Source organism: Pseudoalteromonas sp. NEC-BIFX-2020_015, from assembly GCF_012952265.1.
Classification (GTDB): Bacteria; Pseudomonadota; Gammaproteobacteria; order Enterobacterales; family Alteromonadaceae; genus Pseudoalteromonas; species Pseudoalteromonas neustonica.
The window spans coordinates 128,173-147,615 of sequence record NZ_JABCJL010000011.1; the positions used below are offsets into that span (position 1 = coordinate 128,173).

Sequence of the window (19,443 nt, forward strand, 5' to 3'; positions counted from 1 at the left end):
CAATGGTCGTAATTTGTGATGATAAACAATAATAGAGGAAAGTTTCCGCGCACAACTCATTCCCCCCTTGTCTACATCTGTGTAGGGAGGGGAATGAACTAATCGCCCTAGGCAGTTTCCCTTCAGGCAGAGCATTTTAAATCTCGAAAGATAACTGGCCTGAAAAGTTATAGCTGCTCGATCTCTCTTGATAAATCAACATTACTATTTGTTACTATTTTTTCAAGTACAATGATTCTTTCAATTAGAACCGCTAATTTATTTTGCATTGTTAAGACAGTCTCTGCTCCATTCGCTTGCTGTAATAAAATCAACTCTTTTTGAACTGTTGTTTTATAAGCAAAATAATGCTTAATAATTACTAGCAAGATTAGAGGGGAACTAAAGACCATAGTAACTAAAAATAATTCAAGCATCATTAAGTCCACAAGTGGGCATTTTAATAGACAAAGACGAACTATTTGGTTGGTTTTTAAATAATGAAGAAAGTGTTACTTCTCGCTTTTTACCACCTTTAATAAGTACGTTGATGTAAACGATGCTCAAAATAATGGCGGTCGCTTTAAATAAATTACCTTTTAAATCACCGGCTGCCCCACCAGACATACTAAATATGCCGTAAGCCGCATTCATCAAAATATGCATCCATAGCGGGAACCAAATACGATAACCGCATTCGCAATATAGCCACGCAAACCATGTGCCTGCAATTGTTGTAATAGTAACAGCCATAAGAGCTGAAATAACATCATGCCCTTGATAAATATGGCCCAAACCAAAGATTATGGAACTAATGAGTGCTGCTGGGATAAATCCCCAACGACAAAAACGAAATAATATACCGAATAATGCAGCCCTAAAAATTACTTCTTCAAAAAAGCCAGCATATATTGAACCTGTAACAACCCCTGATATAGAAATATTTAGCTCACTACTTAAAAAAGCATAGCCTATTACCATAGGTGTACAGCAAGCCAGTGCTGCTAATAAATAGCGTTGAGAGTCTTTTATATTTAGACCTAATAATTCATACCAGTGAATCGACTTAAATAACACTGTTGCTATCAGTAAGAATGGTCCATAGATAAACAAGTATTTAGCTGGAAATAATAAAAGATCTGTGTGTTGATCTAGCTCTGATAAAATAGGTATCCAACTTTTACCCCAAAAATATTTCATCCCGTAATGACAGAATATAAACGTAATTACTAGTAACAGTGCTTTTATTTGATGCTTCATATGACCTTCTTAAGTGAAATTTTAAATTCAACTCAAGCATGTCAATCACTCATTATAAAGTCGATAAATTAGGGCTGTAGTTCATTCTCTGGTACTAATTGCAATATTTTGGGGCCGTTTACATGCTTTAGGGGCCAACAACAAGGCCTGTTTAATTGCATCAACATAAGTTCTCGAAACTGGTACTGCGATATCAGATGACAGCATAGTTAGTTGTAAGCCACCCGCATTACCTTTACTGGCCATCACTAACTCTAAATTCACGGCATAAGAACGATGACAACGATATATAAATATATTTTCAGGGAGTTGCTTTAATAAACCAGTTAACGTGACGCGCAGCAATGTATGGCAAAGACCCTCGTTTTCTTTAATAGCAAGTTCACAATAATTATCAGCCGACTTAATAAATATTATATCCGAGGGTGCAACAGTCAGCCGATCACTTTTATTGTCACCAATAAGTGTAATTAAGCGAGGGGGTGTAACGTCACTTCCTTCTAACACATTACAAACGCTCTGATTGCTAGAAGCCTTCTCAGTAGTATCCGTAGTTAATACGGTCTGTTTTGCATGGCGATTCACCAACAGCATAAAACTAATTGGCAGCAAGCCAATCGCTAACGTATAGCCAATAAAAAGTAATTGATTTTGCCAATGCCAACGTCCCAAGACTGCGACAACAAAATATCCATGATTAAACACAGCCGTAATTAGAACGTATACAGCGGGGATCATAATCAATAGCAGTGTGCTGTTGAGAGTGAGCCGAGTTAACGATATCTCAATAGCGCCTGCCAGTAAGAGAGCGCAAAATGTCACTAAACCATAGCCAGATAAACGAAGTAACTTGTAAGGCGTCGTATCATTAGTTGTGCCAAAGGGCTGAAACACAAATAGAACAAATAAGGTTACCAAGGAAAATAGCATTGCTCTATAAACAAGTAACTTTCTTGAAGCTAAGTCATCTTGAAGCCACAACATCATATTTTATATACCTTTAGCAATAACCAATAATAAGAAAATATCATAATTCCACAAGAAACTGACAGCCTAACTTCAATTTATTGAAGCCAATTATTTTAACTTTTCGGCCCGACCAACAAATTTTAAGCACAAAAAAGCCCGCTAATTTAGCGGGCTTTTTTGTTATATGGTGGAGAGATAGGGATTTGAACCCTAGAGGGGCTATAAACCCCTGCCGGTTTTCAAGACCGGTGCATTCGGCCACTCTGCCATCTCTCCAAACTCTTTATAAATTACAAGTAAAAGTGTGCTCGTAATTATTTTAATTAGGTGGTGGAGAGATAGGGATTTGAACCCTAGAGGGGCTATAAACCCCTGCCGGTTTTCAAGACCGGTGCATTCGACCACTCTGCCATCTCTCCGCACGGCCTGAATAATAGAGAAGCCCATCGCCTTTGTGAAGCTTTTTTTTCAAAAAAACGTTTAAGTGCCTAAAAAACAATTGATTTGTGCATAAATAAATCAAGGCAGAACAAAAACCGTGCAAACAGGAACTTTTATATTATTTAATTGGTCTATTGAACTACAAAGGTTTGCCCAAATATAGAAGACTTGGTAATCTAACTTTAGTTAATTATCGTATCTATACTGGTTTCACACAAAGGAGCTCTACAATGGCATTTAATCACTCGTACAATACCGCTAAACCGGTTATGTCGACCATTGAAACAAACAAAGTGCTTAAAAACACTTACTTTCTACTGGCAATGACATTAGCATTTAGTGCTGTGACGGCTGGTATTTCAATGGCATTACAACTTCCCTACTTTATGGGAATCGTTTTTACACTTATTTCATTTGGTTTATTATTTGTTGTAAACAAAAAAGCTGACAGTGCATCTGGTGTTGCATGGGTGTTTGCTTTTACAGGCTTGATGGGCGCAGGCCTCGGTCCTTTATTGAACCATTACGCAGCCATGCCAAATGGCCCTATGCTAATTATGCAAGCGTTAGGTTCAACTGCCCTGATATTTTTTGGTTTATCTGCGTATGCACTTAACACTAAAAAAGATTTTTCGTTTATGGGCGGTTTTTTAACAGTAGGCCTAATCGTGGTTATCGTTGCGAGCATTGTTAACATCTTCATCGGGAGTTCTTTGATGTTTATGGTAGTAAATGCTGCAGTTGTGCTAATCATGTCAGGTTTTATTTTGTTTGATACCAGCCGTATCATCAATGGTGGTGAAACAAATTATATCCGCGCAACAGTCTCTCTTTACTTAAGCGTATATAACTTATTTACATCGCTACTTGCGCTACTTGGCGTAAATAATGACTAATTAAATAGTTCTGTTAAAATAGCCCCTCTTTAGGGGCTTTTTTATTGGATTAGTTTTGGCACGATTTGTACTTTCTATTCACTGCGCACCATCAGATCATGATACAACACAACGTTTGGTTAAATTTGCTCATGCATGCTTAGCACAAGGTCATACAATAGACGCTATTTTTTTGTACCAGCAAGGTGTATTCCATGCCAGTCAACATTTAAACCTTGCATCAGATGAGTTAGCTATTAGTGCCCTTTGGCAAACACTGTATGAAAAGAAAATAAACTTAATGTTATGTGTCACTGCTGCCGAAAAACGGGGTCTTGATATTACAAAAAAAGGTATATTTTCAATCGCTGGGTTAGCCGAGTTTGCAATGCTCGCAAGTGATGCTGACAAATGGGTGCAATTTAAATGATCAATGTACTTGTACTAAGCCAGCATAGTCCTTTTGATGATATGCATATTCGCGATGCCCTTGATATGACCTTAATTTTTGCAGCTATAGAGCAAAATATTAGTTGGCTGTTTACAGGCCCCGCTGTACTTGCATTGAAAAAAGGTCAACACACTGATCCCCTCGGGCTCAAAAATTATTTTAAAAGCATAAAAACACTCGAAATTTACGATGTTGAAAACATTTACGTATGTGAAAAATCATTGGTCGATTTTAACCTTGCTAAAAGTGACTTACTCATTAACGTCAACGTATTAGACTTTGCAGCGCAAAGTAAATTAATAGCCACTCAACACCAGGTCGTCAATTTATGAGTACATTGCATATATTTTCAAAACCAATCAGTTACTATGCCACAGAGCGTTTAGCTAATTTAATACAAGAGCATGACAGCGTATTGCTCGTTGGTGACGCATGCTATTCAACATATTTATACCGCCAGTTTTCATCTGATTTATTATTTTTAGCCGAAGATGCTCTTGCCCGTGGTTTAACAATAAATGAATCTGATAATGCCCTTAATTATGCAGATTTTGTTGCTCTTACCTTATCAACTTCACAATCAATTACGTGGTGATCCATGCTCGAATTTAATAAACAACTTATTGAAACAGATAAACAGGGCTATTTGCTCAACCACGAACAGTGGAGCACAGAGCTTGCCCCAACGCTTGCAGAACAAGAAAATATTGAGTTGACACCGCAACATTGGGAAGTAATAAATTTTGTCCGTGATTTTTATCTTGAATACAATACGAGTCCAGCGATCAGAATGCTGGTAAAAGCAATGGCTAAAGCGCTCGGAGAAGACAAAGGAAATAGTATTTACTTATACACATTATTCCCAAAGGGACCTGCCAAACAAGCAACAAAAATAGCTGGGTTGCCTAAACCTGCAAGGTGCATATAATTATGAGCCAAAACAATAAACCACAAACAAGCCGACGCAGCAGTGGACGTAGCTATAGCCGCAGTACCCTTATCTCTAAAAAAGGTAGTAGTGCCACAAAGCGTGAAATCAAACCAGCAATTGATCCAAGCGAGCGTAAAGTTGTTTTATTTAATAAACCTTTTGATGTACTTTGCCAATTTACAGATGACGATAATAGACAAACCTTAGCAAGCTTTATTCCTATTAAAGATGTTTACGCTGCAGGGAGACTCGATAGAGACAGCGAAGGCTTATTACTACTAACAAATTGTGGAAAGCTACAAAATACACTTACGGCCCCAAATAAAAAAACCAGTAAGACTTATTGGGTACAAGTCGAAGGCCAACCAAGTAATGACGCGATACGCGCACTGTGCCAAGGTGTCGAACTAAAAGATGGGATGACACTCCCTGCTAAAATTGAGAAAATAGATACCCCAGATTTATGGCCAAGAACCCCAGCCGTAAGAGAGCGTAAAAACATCCCAACCAGCTGGCTTAGTATCACCTTAACCGAAGGTAGAAATCGTCAGGTTCGTCGTATGACTGCACACATTGGCCACCCAACTCTGCGTTTGATTCGTTACCGTATTGGTGATTACTGCCTCGATAACATTGGAACGGGTGATTACAAATTACTGTAAAACTAGCAAGTCAAGCGAGCTTACTTCAGCTCATTTTTAACACTATTGATTTACTACAATACAATCTCGACCATGTTCTTTTGCTTTGTACAATGCTTTATCCGCACCATCTAAAAGTTGAATATGGTCACATTGATTATACCGTGTATTAATACCTAAACTTAATGTCACTTTATTTGTAAAACAATGATCATATATTATTGTTAGTTCAGAGATAGCATGTTGGATTTTTTGAGCGACGTTACATGCCCCAGCAGCACTTGTTTGTGGCAGAAGAACTACAAATTCCTCTCCACCAAAACGCGCAACAAAGTCTTCAGGACGACTAACCGCAGTAGATATACATTGGGCTACTTTAAGTAAACATTCATCACCAATTAGATGCCCATAACTATCATTAAATTGTTTAAAATTATCAATATCAATTAAAATTAATGACAAAGGACTGTTTGTTTTAATACTTAAATTGAATTCTTGAATTAATTTTTCATCGAAGCGACGTCTATTCGCTATTTGTGTCAATGAATCTAAAAATGCCATGTCTCTTAAAATATCTTCAGCTTCCATGCGTTGTGTTGCATCTTTAAAAATAGCTAAAAACTCATTATCAATATAAATACCCGAAATTTCCATCGTAATCAAGCGACCATCTTTACACGTAACCTGATAATGTTGTGGCTCTATATCTGTTTTATGCTCAACTGCATACTCAACTGCAGTGTTCCATGTTTGTAAAACCCACGATCGGTAAACTGGATCTGGGTAGGCCTTTAACCACCAAGTATCCATATTTGGTATATCTTTAATTGTATATCCAAATACGTCCACAAACCTTTGATTTAACCTAATAATATCACCCGTGACAGTGCTAACATTACACAAGGGTATTGGCACTTGGGTAAATAAATTAGCATAATGACTTAACTCATGCTGACGCATAGGTTGGGTATTCCCTTGCGTTAAATGTGTGATATTTTGTACCGTTACAGGGCTGTTTGTAATAACCTTTGCTTGCATTGAGTAAACAAAAGACCATTCTAACCACCAGTTTGCAAGTGCCGCACTCAAAGCTTTATTTCGTGTTTGTTGGGCTGTGAATTTATTGTCTAATGAAATAAAAAATACAGGTAGCTCTTCAAGTAAAGAGCCGTCTTGAGTTGATTGATTATATAATGCTTCAAATAGTGTAAACGCCTCAGTTCTGAGATCGCTATTCGTATTTTTGACCATGTGATCAATTTCATCGTTTGCAAAGACTGCAAAACGGTCTATCAATGAGATTAATGAATGAGTATATAAGACATAATCCATATGTATTGCCCAATACTTTATCGTTCGTTACGAACAAATAAAACTAAAATGACACGTGAATAATTTAAAAAAAAACACATTCAGCGTGAAGAAATAAATAACGATTTTGAGTTAACCACTCAATTGTTGCATTTTACAGTATAAAATACGTTACCCTGATATTATCACTAAGGTCTAGTATTTTATTAAAATAGTATCTAATTAAAATAATACATCCGGATTACTTTATTCTAATAACAACTTTAGACCCAGTAAAGCAATCCAGCCTAATTATTTACTATTAACTTGTAAAGTACATTACAAACCACCTTCCTTTATATAACTCTTTCTGTAACAAGTTAAATATGGGTACTGCGCGATTGTCAGAGCACCCCCTATTCCTCAGTAATCGCTAGACAAAACTCATTTTTTGGGTGGCTTGGCTGTCTATTTACATGCTATAATCGCGGCCTTTCATAGTCTGTGTGGTTAATCAGAGCCTCTATTCTTTATCTCTGTAATGCACATATGCGCTAGTAGTTTAAATGACAGCAACCTGTATAAGCGAAATTACCCATGAGCGAAAATAGTCACATTAAAGTCATCGTTGGCATGTCCGGCGGTGTTGATTCTTCTGTATCAGCTTATTTATTAAAACAACAAGGCTATAAAGTTGAAGGCCTGTTTATGAAAAACTGGGAAGAAGACGATAATGATGAATATTGCGCCGCCGCAGACGATTTAAAAGACGCACAAGCGGTCTGTGATAAATTGGGCATTGAATTGCACACCGTTAATTTTGCTGCAGAGTATTGGGATAACGTATTTGAGTATTTTCTTGCTGAGTATAAAGCAGGCCGTACACCGAATCCTGATATCATGTGTAATAAAGAAATCAAATTCAAAGCCTTTTTAGAATTTGCAGCAACCGCTCTCGGTGCTGACTTTATTGCAACAGGTCATTATGTCCGTCGTGAATTACGCGATGATAAATATGTAATGTGTCGTGGCCTCGATGATAACAAAGATCAAAGCTATTTCTTATACACATTAAGTCATGAGCATATTGCGCAAACGCTTTTCCCTGTGGGTGATATTGCCAAACCAGAAGTGCGCCGTATTGCTGAAGAACAAGATTTAATTACCCACGATAAAAAAGACAGCACCGGTATTTGCTTTATTGGCGAACGTAAGTTTAAAGATTTCTTACAAAAATTTTTACCTGCACAACCAGGTGTTATCGAAGACACTGACGGTAACAATGTAGGTGAACACGAAGGCTTGATGTATCACACATTAGGACAACGCAAAGGTTTGCTCATTGGCGGAATGAAAGAAGGCTCAGGCGAACCATGGTATGTGGTTGATAAAGATCTAGAGCGTAATGTACTCATTGTTGGCCAAGGTAAAGACCACCCTCGTCTATACAGCAATGGTTTAAATGCCAACCAGCTACATTGGGTTGATCGTATTGGGCCAAAAGGCACGACTCGTTGTACAGTAAAAACTCGCTACCGCCAAGAAGACTTAAGCTGTACGCTATTAGTTGGTGATGATGGCCTAGCTCGCGTATTATTTGATGAGCCACAAAAAGCGGTAACGCCAGGTCAATCAGCCGTTTTTTATGCCAACGAGATTTGTTTAGGCGGCGGTATTATAGACTCGGTGATCAAATAATGAATGAACACCAAGTCATGGCATTAGCAGCCATGTGCCAAGTTGCTAAGCAAGTTCAAAAAATAGCGCAGTTCGGTAGTAGCAACGATTATGAATTAGAAAAGCTATTTACAAGTATTGTGCAAACGTCGCCTGATTCACCCAGTGATGTATACCAAGGTACTGAAAATTTAAGAGATGGCTATAAAAGTTTACTTGACCAGCTCAGTGCGGGTGAAAAAAAAGATGTTGAAATCGTCAAATACGTTGGCGGTTTAATGCAATTAGAGCGTGCTTTAAGCGCAAAACCAAGTAGCTTAGCAGAGCTTGGGAAAAGCATAGATGATATCAAGCGTCGTCTTGATCATTTTTCAGTGACTGATGACACTGTTGTTGCTGCCCTTGCAGATATTTATTCAAAGGTGCTTAGCCCCCTAGGGCACCGAATACAGGTTTATGGCAAACCTGACTTACTAAAACAGCAATTAATACAACACAAAATACGTGCCTTATTATTAGCAGGTATTCGTAGTGCTGTATTATGGCGACAAATGGGCGGAAAACGCCGTCATTTTTTCTTTTCGAAAAAAAGCATTATCGCCATTGCTAAAAACCATATTTAATTATCGTTCAAAACTAAAATTTAGGAGTTATTATGGAGCTTTCAGCGTTAACAGCTATCTCTCCGGTGGATGGTCGCTACGGCAGCAAAACCACTGAACTACGCAGTATTTTCAGCGAATTTGGCTTGATCAAGTACCGTGTAACAGTAGAAGTTCGTTGGTTACAAGCCCTTGCTGCAGCAAGCGAAATCAAAGAAGTACCGGCATTTAGCGACGAAGCAAATGCTTTACTTAACGCGATTGTTGATAACTTCAGTGAAGCAGACGCACAGCGTGTAAAAGACATCGAAAGTACCACAAACCACGATGTTAAAGCAGTTGAATACTTATTAAAAGAAAAAGTAGCTGACAACGCAGAGCTACATGCCATTAATGAATTTATTCATTTTGCATGTACATCAGAAGACATCAATAACCTATCTCATGGTTTAATGCTAACTGAAGCGCGTAACGAAGTATTACTTCCTTATTGCGATAAGTTACTTAACGCAATTAAAGAAAAAGCGATTGAGTATAAAGCTGTACCAATGATGACTCGTACTCACGGTCAACCAGCTACACCTTCAACTATGGGTAAAGAGTTTGCAAACGTTTATATGCGCTTAAAGCGTCAACGTGATCAAATTGCACAAGTTGAAATGCTAGGTAAAATCAATGGCGCAGTAGGTAACTACAACGCTCACCTAAGTGCTTACCCTGATTACGATTGGCACAATCACGCAGAGCAATTTGTAACGAGCCTTGGTTTAACATTCAACCCGTTTACTACGCAAATTGAACCGCATGACTACATTGCTGAGCTGTTTGATGCTATTGCACGCTTTAACACAATTTTATTAGACTTCGATCGTGATGCATGGGGCTACATTGCCCTTAACCACTTCAAGCAAAAAACCATTGCCGGTGAAATTGGTTCATCAACCATGCCGCATAAAGTTAACCCAATTGATTTTGAAAACTCAGAAGGTAACTTAGGTTTAGCTAATGCTATTTTCTCACACCTTGCACAAAAGCTACCTGTTTCTCGCTGGCAGCGTGATCTTACTGACTCTACAGTACTACGTAATTTAGGCGTAGGTATGGGTTATGCACTAATTGCATACCAATCAACGCTTAAAGGTGTCAGCAAGTTAGAAGTAAACGAACAACGTTTACTTGACGAATTAGACCAAAACTGGGAATTGCTAGCAGAACCAATTCAAACAGTAATGCGTAAGTACGGCATTGAAAAACCATATGAAAAGCTAAAAGATTTAACCCGTGGTAAACGTGTAAATCAAGAAATCATGGCTGATTTTATCGATGGTTTAGACTTACCAGATGAAGCTAAAGTAGAAATGAAAAAGCTAACGCCAGCTAACTACATTGGCCGTGCTGTCGAGTTTATCGACAACCTAGTTTAAGCTTTCTGCAACAACTAATTTTAATGTACCCAACCTCTCGATGCAGAATTCGCATCTTGAGGTGGTTTGGGTATAGACTACTAAGCGAAAGGCCCTAGCCTTTCGCTTTTTTCATTTTTAACGGGCGCAGCATGTATCAACTAACTATAAATGGCTTAACTGAGCAACAATTTCTAACTCAATATTGGCAAAAAAAACCGCTCTTGATAAAACAAGGTTTTGCAGACTTTGTTGATCCACTTGATGCCAACGAACTTGCTGGCCTTGCTATGGAAGAGAGTATTGAATCGCGGATAATCACAAATCATAATAATGATTGGCAAGCACACCACGGTCCATTTGAAGATTTTGAATTACTTACAGAGCAAAACTCGACCCTATTAGTACAAGCAGTTGACCACTGGCACCCAACAGCTTCACAACTACTCGAACCGTTTCGATTTATTCCAAATTGGCGAATAGATGATTTGATGATCAGTTTTTCAACGCCTAATGGTGGTGTAGGCCCACATTTAGATCAGTACGACGTATTTATTATTCAAGGTGAAGGCAAGCGTCACTGGCGAGTGGGTATGCCAGATAGTAACCTAAAACAATTTGCACAAAATAAAAGTTTATTACAAGTTGAACAATTTCCTGCGATTATTGATTGTATTCTCGAGCCCGGCGACATTTTATACATTCCACCAGGGTGCCCACATGAGGGTTACGCAGTAGAAAATGCCCTAAACTATTCAATCGGTTTTCGCGCACCAAATCAGCGTGATTTATTATCAAACTTTGCCGATCATATTATTGATAAAGAAGCTGGAAATAGTCGTTATCAAGACCCCGCAATAAAACTGCGCGATTCTAAAGGTGAGATCCAAGCAACAGAAGCCGATAACATTAAGTTATTAATGCAAGCAATGCTTGATGATGACGATTTATTTACTTCTTGGCTAGGAACAACACTGAGTCAACCTAAGCACGAGATGGATTTAATGCCACCAGAAGATTTATTTAATAGCGAACAAGTAACTGCACTATTAGAAGATAATGAACTGTTTTTTGAACGCTTAGGCGGCACCCGCGCGTTATATCAAGTTTTTGATAATGAAATACTTCTCAGCGTCAACGGTGAAAATTACTCGCTTCCATTAAATGATTTAACAGCAGTTAAATTACTCACTGATCACACCATGGTGACAGCAGTGCAACTGAATAGTTCAAAAAATAGTTTAGTTTTTATACAAACCTTTACTACACTATTAAATGAGGGTATTTGGTTTTGTTAGGAGTAGGTTTCTATGAGCTATCATATCAACAAGGTAGAATGGGATAAAGGCAAGGACTTATTACAACATATAAGAGAACGGGTATTTGTATGTGAATTACATATACCCAAGCACATCGAGTTTGATAGTCTCGACCGGTCTGCTTATCACATACTTGTTACAGATGATGCGCAAACACCCGTCGCAACAGGGCGATTATGCAAAGACGGTTTAATTGGCCGTATAGCCGTGTTACCAGAGCATCGTAATCGTTCAGTATATAAATCTTTACTTACCTATATTGTCAATCTCGCACAGCAGCAAGGCTGCGAACGAGTAAGCATTAATTGTATTTTAAATGAAGTAGAACGTTTTAAACGTAATGGCTTTGAACAACAAGGCCATGTTTTTATGGAAGCAGGAATACCTAGGCAGCGAATGCAGTGCCCTATTAATCTATTTGATACGAAGCCATTTACTTTAGTACATTAATTAATACGAGTTATTTTATTGCCACTAGCTTAAAATAACTCGTATAGGGAATATTGGGTTTATATTTTACTATTTTGGCTCGTTAACCCACAGCTCTTCTTTTTCGTACATTTCATAAAGTCCATGCGCACGGTTTACTAACAAATTAGCAAAGTCGACGGACGTTTTATCATTTCCTGCTGTTTCTAAAAGCTGGTCCGCTTTTAACTGCCATTGAAACGAAAAATATCTTAAAGCGTCGCGTGCATTTTCTGCAGCCGACGCCAACGCATGATCTGTTGGTAAGCGACCCGTGATCACCCAATAATTTTTACCATCTTGAGCCTTAAATTTCCACAATGCACACAATGGCGCAATAAAGCGGCTTTCTTTCTCAAACAAACTTTTTGGCATTACGCCTTTTTCAGCTAAATGCTTTTGTGCATTTTGAAAACACGTTCGCTGCCACTGAATATTCTCTTGCTGTGCTTGTTCTTCTGGCGTTAAGTCTTTTACTTGTTTTTGTTCCATAACATTTAATTCTCTTTTACAACTTGATGACACTTTAATTCTATATAATTATCGGTGCAAGTAGAAACGATCAATTTCCTTTGCTATTTAGTGTCAAATTAATATCGTATCGCGCTATTAATTCGAATTCTTACTAAAAATTTTAGTGAATACTGTTACGGCCTCATTTCTATTCGCTAAATCACAGATTGCATTTTATTCCGTTTAAATTAATAATACTGCTCCCCAAGCGGGAACATCATAACTATAAAATGGAATATGTATGAAAAATCTAATTAAAACAACACTTCTAGCCACTACTTTTGTCGCTATTCAAGGCTGTGCTCCAAGCAGTTATAAAATTACTGCACCTGTAACATCAACCAATCAGTATCAAGTTGATAATGTAACTACACATAACCTTAATTTCTCAGATAAAAGAGACACAAGCACAACACCATTTAATCACGGTGTGCTAAAAGCTGATTTAATCCTCGACAACCAACCTCTTGCTCCCGTTGAGTTTTTACAAAAAAATGTGCTTCTTGAGCTACAGGCCCGTGGTTTACCTGCAAGTGTATTAGATACAAGCGACACTGAAATCCGTATCAATAAATTAAATATGCGCAATCATAGAACCAATGCGTATACGCCTTTTATTACTTTTACTATGCTCAGTGCTGATATTATTACACCTGAAAATACCCAGCGTATTGGTGTGTATGTAAAACGCGGTAAAGTGCCAGTGTGGAGCTTTGACGAGATTATTGAACCAACTTTAAATCAGCCTATGGATGTTTTAGTCAAGGAGCTATCGGCTAAAATTAACCGAGCACTATACAAGCAACAACTATCGAATGCTGATGTACAAACTCTTATTAGTAAAATTAAAGCTAACTTAGATAAAGATATTACTTACCTTGATGTTTATCAATTAGGCTTCTCAAATAACCCAACCGCTATTGATTATCTTGTTGAACTAACTAAACATGATGGTGAATATATACGTTTAGCTGCTATCTCATCACTAGGTAACATGCAATCAGTTGCACATTTTCAATTACTAAAAGACCTCTATGAAAACAGTAAAACTTGGTCTGACCGTGCTATGGCATTAAAAGCAATTGGCGATTTAAATACAGATCAAAGTCGCTCTTTTTTAGCTGAAGCTCAAACTGGTCTTAATAAGAAAAATAGCAAAGAGACTCTTTGGACAACTGAATTAATTAATTTATACCTATAAGAATATAGGTTATACGAGTAAACAATGTGTTTACTCGTCTTTTATCGGTAGTTCTTTTTCGCTGTCATACGGTTAAAAAAGCCTGGAAAGAAACGCTTAATGGTTGGAGCCCAGCCACTGATCCCCTCTCCAACAACGACTTCATCTTTACGTTTGGCTATGGCACTAATCATCTGCTTTACCGCAGCGGTTACAGCCATGCCATTTTCAATTGACTCTTCTGCTTTATTTTGTGCAACTCCATACTCATTAAGTGAGTTATGAGCAATCGCGGTTTTTATCGAGCCCGGGCAAATCGTCAAGCAATGAATATTTTTATCGGCAACTTCTGCTCGCAGGCAATCCATAAACCCAACAACTGCGTATTTAGAGCCTGAGTAACCCGTTCTAAATTTAGAGCCTACTTTACCCGCCACACTACTTATCGACACTACAGAGCCGCTACCTTGAACAACCATACTTGGTAACACCGCTTTTGTAAGCGCAATTAAACCAAAGTAATTAACTTCCATAAGTTGGCGATACACGGCAAAGTCATTTTCTAAAAATAAACTACGCTGCGATACACCACTATTATTAATTAAAATGTCAACTTTACCAATATCAGCCATGTTAGTTGTTACATATTCAAGTACCTGCTCAGGCTGTGATAAATCAAGTGGGATCACTTTATGCTGCCCTGGCGGTAATTGATCACAAAGTTGCTTGAGCTTATCGGTACTTCTTGCTGATAAAATTATATTAGCGCCTAAGTTTGCAAATTGTATTGCTAATTCTTTACCAATTCCTGATGATGCACCGGTGATCCACACAGTCTTATTATGAAAGTTCATATTCTACCTATGATTTTAATTATTATGGTTTTGATTATTAAGGTTTTGTAGGACCCGCTATATCGCTGATCTGCTGCTCTAGCTCTTGGTATAATCCAAGTAGAAAAAGTGCTTCAACTAACACAAATAACGGTCCGATTATCAATCCAATTAAATCATCAACAAAAGCCGGTTTTTTGCCTTCATAATAATGGCCAATAAACTGTAGTACCCAGCCAAATACAAAAGTACCGATACTCATAATCAGCCAACTATTTAAACTGAGGCTCGCAACGGGCACTGCTGCAATAGTCATTAGTATTAGAATAGCCGCCATTATCAAACCCAATGACATACTCAGCGTTAAGTAATAAATCACACTCGCCAATACAAAAATATCGGCACCACTAATAATATACTCAGCAAAAGGTAGCTGAATACGCGCTAATAAGCACAGTACCGCAAAAATAATTAATGGGATCCCAAAAAAATGTGTAATTACATTTCGTCTTGAACGATGATACAAGCCGTAGTTACCTAATTGCTGTTGAAGTGTTTTCATGCTGATGCTCTATAAAAATGCTTTATTCATCACTTTAGCACCTTACATGACGCAACAATGTCTGCTACCCGACATTTTAAAATTCCTTTTACACAAATGCGCTTATAATTTTCCCTTTATCGTGATCCGGTGTCTTAGGTTGTAGCTCACGGCCCTTTTGGTACTCTTGTTCAAGCATCGTTTGAAGCGCTTCCATCTTTTTAGCTAAATCTTTGCTATCACCGCCTTGCTCTTGAATTTGCTCAGCCAATTTTTCAATGGCCGCTTTGAGCTCATCAATTTTTTCTTTATCGACCCCTAAACGTTGATAAATAAGGGTCTCTTTTGCTTCATCTAAAAATTTTTTTTCATAGGATGGATTTTTAAGCCGGCTAGCCGTATCAGGTTGGCTAGTATTTGCCACCTCAGGCAAAGTCGTTGCCGCTTTAGGATGGGCAATAGTTTTTACTTGAACGGGTGCACTATATGGCTCTGTGCGGTACTGATTATTAAAAGTAAGTGAGGTCATTATTTCAAATCCATTGAGTGTATGCATTTACGAAGCAAGTTTAACGCCAACAGACTTAAAGGGATTAATGCGCTAGTAAAGCCAACTCTTTCTTATTAAGGATTTCAATACGCTGATAGTGCAACGAAATAAGCTTTTTTTCGCTTAATATTTGTAGTATTTGATTAATTGTTTGACGTGTTAGATAGGTCATATCTGCTAGTTGTTGCTGCGATAACATAATCGTTGCTTTATTGCTGCTTAAAGGCACTGCTACGGCCATCATAGCAAGACGTTTACATACTTTTTGCTGTGCAGTTAATAGCGCATGATCTTCGAGTGAACTAAACAATAGCCGTATTTTTTGTGATAGCAATATACCAAAATCATGCCAGTAAATCGGGTTTAGTGCTAACAATTGGATCAGTGCGCGATGTGGTATATGTAGCAATCTAACCTGTGTTTGTGCATATACATCATGCGTACGTAGTCCGCCATCAAATAGAGCAACTTCACCAAACCAAATAGCAGGATCGATAAAACTAAGCACCGCCTCCTTACCTTCACCATTAACGCCACTAACTCGCATAACTCCGGCAAGTACCGCATATAAGCCACTATTAGCCTCACCTCGGTGAAAAAGCGCATCAGCTGCATTTAATTCAATTATTTTTGCTGACGATAATAAAGCGAGTTGCAATTCATTTGATCGACTACTAAACCAGCCCCCTTGATTGATTATCGCACGATCCTGTTCATTCATTGCACTTTGCTCTACATTGGTGTTAATCAACAAATAATAAAAGGGATTGTCATGTTACACAAAATTATTTACAGCAGTTTATTGCTATGTGCTTTATCCTCGCCATGTTTGGCTGCCGATCTTAATGATGGTATAAACAAAAAACTAAAAAAAGCCAACCACAGTGTTAGCGAAAAAGTCATCACTTGGCGCCGTCATTTACATCAATACCCAGAGCTTAGTAATCGGGAATTTGAAACCGCAAAATACATAACTAAGCACTTAAAATCACTCGGTCTTGAAGTACAAACAGGCGTTGCTCACACCGGTGTCGTCGCCAAATTAAAAGGTGGCAAAAAAGGTCCTTTAGTCGCATTGCGCGCTGATATGGATGCCCTACCAGTCACTGAATTGGTAGACTTACCCTTTGCATCTACTCAAACCTCAACTTACCGTGGTAATAAAGTGGGTGTAATGCACGCCTGTGGTCATGATAACCATGTCGCCATTTTAATGGCCGTAGCCGAATCACTCGTTAAAATTCAAGATGCGTTAGCCGGTGATGTACTTTTTATATTTCAGCCAGCTGAAGAAGGCGCTCCTGAAGGTGAAGAAGGTGGCGCAGAGCTGATGTTGAAAGAAGGTTTATTTAAGCTAAAACCAGCTGCTGTCTTTGGCTTGCATGTAACCAGTTCACTTAACACAGGTAAAATTGGCTTTCGTGAAGGCCCCCTTATGGCCAGTGAAGATTCATTCACAATTAACGTACAAGGTCGCCAAACTCATGGTTCTCGTCCTTGGAATGGGGTCGATCCGATTGTAACGTCATCACAAATCATTATGGCCACCCAAACTATTTCATCTCGCCAAGTGGATGTTACAAAAGCGCCGTCGGTGATCTCGTTTGGTGCAATTAACGGTGGCGTCCGTTCAAACATCATTCCTGATAGTGTTGAACTCATTGGTACTATACGTACTTTTGACCAAACGATGCGAGCCGATATTAAAAAACGTTTAGTGAAAACCGCTGAGCTTGTTGCTGAATCAGCAGGCGCTAAAGCTGATGTGCATATTAACCACGGCTATCCGGTTACAGTTAATGATGTTCAACTTACCCAACTAATGACCCCAACACTTGAAAAAGTAGCTGGTGCAGACAATATTATTACAACGGATTTAATTACAGGAGCCGAAGATTTTAGTTATTACGCCTTAGAGACCCCTGGATTGTTTTTCTTTTTAGGTGTAACGCCACAAGGTAAAAATGCAAAAAGCGCAGCGAGTAACCATTCACCACAATTTTATGCCGACGAAAAAGCCCTGCAATTAGGGGTAAATGCAATGACGAACTTGGTTGTGGATTTTTTTGCAAAAACGCATGACGTTACGCATATTCAGGAAGAATAAATTTTTACTGCGTTAGTATCTCGCACTATTAATAAATGAAAAAGAGACACATAGTGACATCAGACTACTTTCATTTTTTAAGTTTAATTGGGGTCGCCTTTTTCGCAATCTCTGGGACATTAATGGGTCATGAAAAAAACATTGGTGGCTTTGGGGTGGTTGTGGTTGGTTCCGTTACCGCACTTGGCGGTGGTACACTTCGTGATGTGCTATTAAACCAACCCGTTTTTTGGATAACACAACCAGATTATTTATACGCTACATATGGTGCAATTTTTATTGCTGTTATATTTATTCGCCACTTACCTGACGTATCGAATTATTATATGCTCCTCGTCGACGCAATCGGCATGGCTATATTCAACATTGTCGGTATTGAAAAATCTCTTCTTGAAGGCACAACCATGATAGTCGCCATTACTATGGGTATGACCACTGGCATATTTGGCGGCTTAATGCGTGATGTTATTTGCCGAGAAGTCCCCTTGGTTATGCGCGATGAGCTTTACTCAACCGCCTGTTTTTGTGGTGGTTTGACCTACGCCGGATTCTTTTTACTCAATGTGTCTTATATATGGTGTATTGTGGGCTCATTATTCATCACCGTGTTTTTAAGGCTAGGTGCTCTACATTGGGGTTGGCAACCTAATATATTTAGAAAAAGGACGCCCAGAAAATAATTTGCAAGACTATCAAAATGCATGGACTATCTGTAAGTCGGGATTTATTCCAATGAATGTTTAAATGATAAATTCACTCTATTTTTGGCTACCTTTATTAAGGTATGCTGACCTTTCAAGGTTGAATTTGCAGCAGCCTGTTTGATACTGCCTCGCGCTGCGATTAAATCGCCCCGCGGTTGAACGAATTTTAATCCGCAAAGGTCAACAGGCCCTAAACTCAGGCTTCAATAATCCATAGCATTTTAAGTCATGATATTCATTCTTCCAGTAGCCACTTGCCCTACGGATACCTTCTTCTTTAAAGCCAAGCTTTTTTAATACAGATTCTGACGCACCATTACCAAACAAATACCCAAACCACCTCAAGATACAGAATTCAGCGTTTCACAGGGGCTTAATATCAAGGCGTTATTTTGTAAGAATGGCCATCCCTTTTAAGAAGTAACAACGCAGAGAGTAAGTCCCTGTGAAACGCCCAAAGGGTTGGTTTAAAAGTGATTTATTCTGCGTTATTGATTTTAACAATAGAACCACTATTACTTGCAATCAATGCCTTGTCTAAATCGCTTTTAATTCCAACTGAAACTCGCATCTTGAGGTGGTTTGGGTACTGAGGGATCCCCACGAATATTTATTCATGTAATCCCTCAATATTGACTGTTAAATTTGAGAGTTCGGACAATACATAAATGTACTCTTCTAATGGTATGAAATACCTATCGTCATCAAT

General features: G+C 38.4%; 23 protein-coding genes, 2 tRNA genes and 1 pseudogene. 14 read left to right on the forward strand and 12 right to left on the reverse strand.

All coding sequences use genetic code 11. The annotated features are described in order from the left end of the window. Positions 1 to 167 precede the first annotated feature (167 nt). The 5 genes from HH219_RS10475 to HH219_RS10495 all read right to left on the reverse strand — a co-directional run bounded on the left by HH219_RS10475 (position 168) and on the right by HH219_RS10495 (position 2,627). A complete protein-coding gene (locus tag HH219_RS10475) occupies positions 168 to 419 on the reverse strand; it encodes a hypothetical protein (protein WP_249118498.1) in 252 nt (83 codons plus the stop codon). Beyond that, positions 409 to 1,239, reverse strand: a complete 831-nt coding sequence (locus HH219_RS10480; RefSeq protein WP_169327408.1) for a CPBP family intramembrane glutamic endopeptidase — start codon at positions 1,237 to 1,239, stop codon at positions 409 to 411. Before HH219_RS10480 ends, HH219_RS10475 begins: the two co-directional genes overlap by 11 nt. Positions 1,240 to 1,320: 81 nt before the next feature. Beyond that, complete coding sequence (locus tag HH219_RS10485; protein WP_169327409.1) at positions 1,321 to 2,226, reverse strand: LytTR family DNA-binding domain-containing protein; 906 nt, start codon at positions 2,224 to 2,226, stop codon at positions 1,321 to 1,323. 167 nt (positions 2,227 to 2,393) lie between these two features. After that, a tRNA-Ser gene (locus tag HH219_RS10490) sits at positions 2,394 to 2,484 on the reverse strand. A 52-nt stretch (positions 2,485 to 2,536) separates the two neighbouring features. After that, a tRNA-Ser gene (locus tag HH219_RS10495) sits at positions 2,537 to 2,627 on the reverse strand. A gap of 252 nt (positions 2,628 to 2,879) precedes the next feature. Here HH219_RS10495 and HH219_RS10500 point away from each other — a divergent pair. From HH219_RS10500 to HH219_RS10525, 6 genes are read left to right on the forward strand one after another with little or no spacing between them, the layout of a single operon-like run. After that, the gene (locus tag HH219_RS10500; protein WP_054204747.1) at positions 2,880 to 3,545 is read left to right on the forward strand and encodes a Bax inhibitor-1/YccA family protein; all 666 of its coding nucleotides are present in this window, start codon (positions 2,880 to 2,882) and stop codon (positions 3,543 to 3,545) included. Positions 3,546 to 3,600: 55 nt separating this feature from the next. Then, positions 3,601 to 3,954 (forward strand): sulfurtransferase complex subunit TusD, encoded by a 354-nt coding sequence (tusD, locus tag HH219_RS10505; protein ID WP_054204748.1) that lies wholly within the window; start codon positions 3,601 to 3,603, stop codon positions 3,952 to 3,954. After that, complete coding sequence (gene tusC / locus HH219_RS10510; RefSeq protein WP_054204749.1) at positions 3,951 to 4,307, forward strand: sulfurtransferase complex subunit TusC; 357 nt, start codon at positions 3,951 to 3,953, stop codon at positions 4,305 to 4,307. Before tusD ends, tusC begins: the two co-directional genes overlap by 4 nt. Beyond that, positions 4,304 to 4,570, forward strand: a complete 267-nt coding sequence (locus tag HH219_RS10515; RefSeq protein ID WP_054204750.1) for a DsrH/TusB family sulfur metabolism protein — start codon at positions 4,304 to 4,306, stop codon at positions 4,568 to 4,570. The genes tusC and HH219_RS10515 overlap by 4 nt, the downstream gene beginning before the upstream one ends. Positions 4,571 to 4,573: 3 nt before the next feature. Beyond that, positions 4,574 to 4,903, forward strand: coding sequence for a TusE/DsrC/DsvC family sulfur relay protein (locus HH219_RS10520; protein WP_054204751.1), 330 nt, complete (start codon positions 4,574 to 4,576; stop codon positions 4,901 to 4,903). A 2-nt stretch (positions 4,904 to 4,905) separates the two neighbouring features. Next, positions 4,906 to 5,568, forward strand: a complete 663-nt coding sequence (locus HH219_RS10525) for a pseudouridine synthase (protein WP_054204752.1) — start codon at positions 4,906 to 4,908, stop codon at positions 5,566 to 5,568. 42 nt (positions 5,569 to 5,610) lie between these two features. Here the strand turns inward: HH219_RS10525 and HH219_RS10530 are convergent, their stop codons facing one another. After that, on the reverse strand, positions 5,611 to 6,879 hold the full coding sequence (locus HH219_RS10530; RefSeq protein ID WP_169327410.1) for a sensor domain-containing diguanylate cyclase: 1,269 nt from the start codon (positions 6,877 to 6,879) through the stop codon (positions 5,611 to 5,613). A gap of 555 nt (positions 6,880 to 7,434) precedes the next feature. Here HH219_RS10530 and mnmA point away from each other — a divergent pair. The 5 genes from mnmA to HH219_RS10555 all read left to right on the forward strand — a co-directional run bounded on the left by mnmA (position 7,435) and on the right by HH219_RS10555 (position 12,288). Further along, positions 7,435 to 8,535 carry a tRNA 2-thiouridine(34) synthase MnmA gene (gene mnmA, locus HH219_RS10535; RefSeq protein WP_054204754.1) on the forward strand — a complete coding sequence of 367 codons (1,101 nt, stop codon included), beginning with the start codon at positions 7,435 to 7,437 and terminating at the stop codon, positions 8,533 to 8,535. Then, positions 8,535 to 9,137, forward strand: coding sequence for a high frequency lysogenization protein HflD (hflD, locus tag HH219_RS10540; RefSeq protein WP_054204755.1), 603 nt, complete (start codon positions 8,535 to 8,537; stop codon positions 9,135 to 9,137). Before mnmA ends, hflD begins: the two co-directional genes overlap by 1 nt. A 32-nt stretch (positions 9,138 to 9,169) precedes the next feature. Further along, complete coding sequence (purB, locus tag HH219_RS10545; protein ID WP_054204756.1) at positions 9,170 to 10,540, forward strand: adenylosuccinate lyase; 1,371 nt, start codon at positions 9,170 to 9,172, stop codon at positions 10,538 to 10,540. A gap of 131 nt (positions 10,541 to 10,671) precedes the next feature. Beyond that, positions 10,672 to 11,817: a cupin domain-containing protein gene (locus HH219_RS10550; protein ID WP_054204757.1), complete on the forward strand. Its 1,146-nt coding sequence runs from the start codon at positions 10,672 to 10,674 to the stop codon at positions 11,815 to 11,817. A gap of 12 nt (positions 11,818 to 11,829) precedes the next feature. Beyond that, on the forward strand, positions 11,830 to 12,288 hold the full coding sequence (locus HH219_RS10555; RefSeq protein ID WP_054204758.1) for a GNAT family N-acetyltransferase: 459 nt from the start codon (positions 11,830 to 11,832) through the stop codon (positions 12,286 to 12,288). Between the two features lie 69 nt (positions 12,289 to 12,357). Here the strand turns inward: HH219_RS10555 and HH219_RS10560 are convergent, their stop codons facing one another. Beyond that, on the reverse strand, positions 12,358 to 12,798 hold the full coding sequence (locus HH219_RS10560) for a DUF4826 family protein (protein ID WP_054204759.1): 441 nt from the start codon (positions 12,796 to 12,798) through the stop codon (positions 12,358 to 12,360). A 262-nt stretch (positions 12,799 to 13,060) separates the two neighbouring features. Between HH219_RS10560 and HH219_RS10565 the strand changes: the two genes are divergently transcribed. Next, positions 13,061 to 14,020 (forward strand): HEAT repeat domain-containing protein, encoded by a 960-nt coding sequence (locus HH219_RS10565; RefSeq protein WP_169327411.1) that lies wholly within the window; start codon positions 13,061 to 13,063, stop codon positions 14,018 to 14,020. Between the two features lie 41 nt (positions 14,021 to 14,061). Here the strand turns inward: HH219_RS10565 and HH219_RS10570 are convergent, their stop codons facing one another. The 4 genes from HH219_RS10570 to HH219_RS10585 all read right to left on the reverse strand — a co-directional run bounded on the left by HH219_RS10570 (position 14,062) and on the right by HH219_RS10585 (position 16,644). Beyond that, positions 14,062 to 14,853, reverse strand: coding sequence for an SDR family oxidoreductase (locus HH219_RS10570; RefSeq protein ID WP_169327412.1), 792 nt, complete (start codon positions 14,851 to 14,853; stop codon positions 14,062 to 14,064). Between the two features lie 37 nt (positions 14,854 to 14,890). Next, positions 14,891 to 15,394, reverse strand: coding sequence for an Mpo1-like protein (locus HH219_RS10575; protein WP_169327413.1), 504 nt, complete (start codon positions 15,392 to 15,394; stop codon positions 14,891 to 14,893). Between the two features lie 88 nt (positions 15,395 to 15,482). After that, positions 15,483 to 15,902, reverse strand: coding sequence for a hypothetical protein (locus HH219_RS10580; RefSeq protein ID WP_169327414.1), 420 nt, complete (start codon positions 15,900 to 15,902; stop codon positions 15,483 to 15,485). A 64-nt stretch (positions 15,903 to 15,966) separates the two neighbouring features. Further along, positions 15,967 to 16,644: a Crp/Fnr family transcriptional regulator gene (locus HH219_RS10585; RefSeq protein ID WP_054204764.1), complete on the reverse strand. Its 678-nt coding sequence runs from the start codon at positions 16,642 to 16,644 to the stop codon at positions 15,967 to 15,969. Positions 16,645 to 16,695: 51 nt separating this feature from the next. On the opposite strand from HH219_RS10585, the gene HH219_RS10590 reads away from it, so the two are divergent. Together HH219_RS10590 and HH219_RS10595 are read left to right on the forward strand one after the other, a co-directional pair. Next, positions 16,696 to 18,030 carry an amidohydrolase gene (locus tag HH219_RS10590; protein WP_169327415.1) on the forward strand — a complete coding sequence of 445 codons (1,335 nt, stop codon included), beginning with the start codon at positions 16,696 to 16,698 and terminating at the stop codon, positions 18,028 to 18,030. Between the two features lie 53 nt (positions 18,031 to 18,083). Then, complete coding sequence (locus HH219_RS10595; RefSeq protein WP_169327418.1) at positions 18,084 to 18,710, forward strand: trimeric intracellular cation channel family protein; 627 nt, start codon at positions 18,084 to 18,086, stop codon at positions 18,708 to 18,710. Between the two features lie 204 nt (positions 18,711 to 18,914). On the opposite strand, the pseudogene HH219_RS21985 reads toward HH219_RS10595, so the two are convergent. After that, a pseudogene (locus tag HH219_RS21985) lies at positions 18,915 to 19,061 on the reverse strand (GNAT family protein); the annotation flags it as partial. Positions 19,062 to 19,443 lie beyond the last annotated feature (382 nt).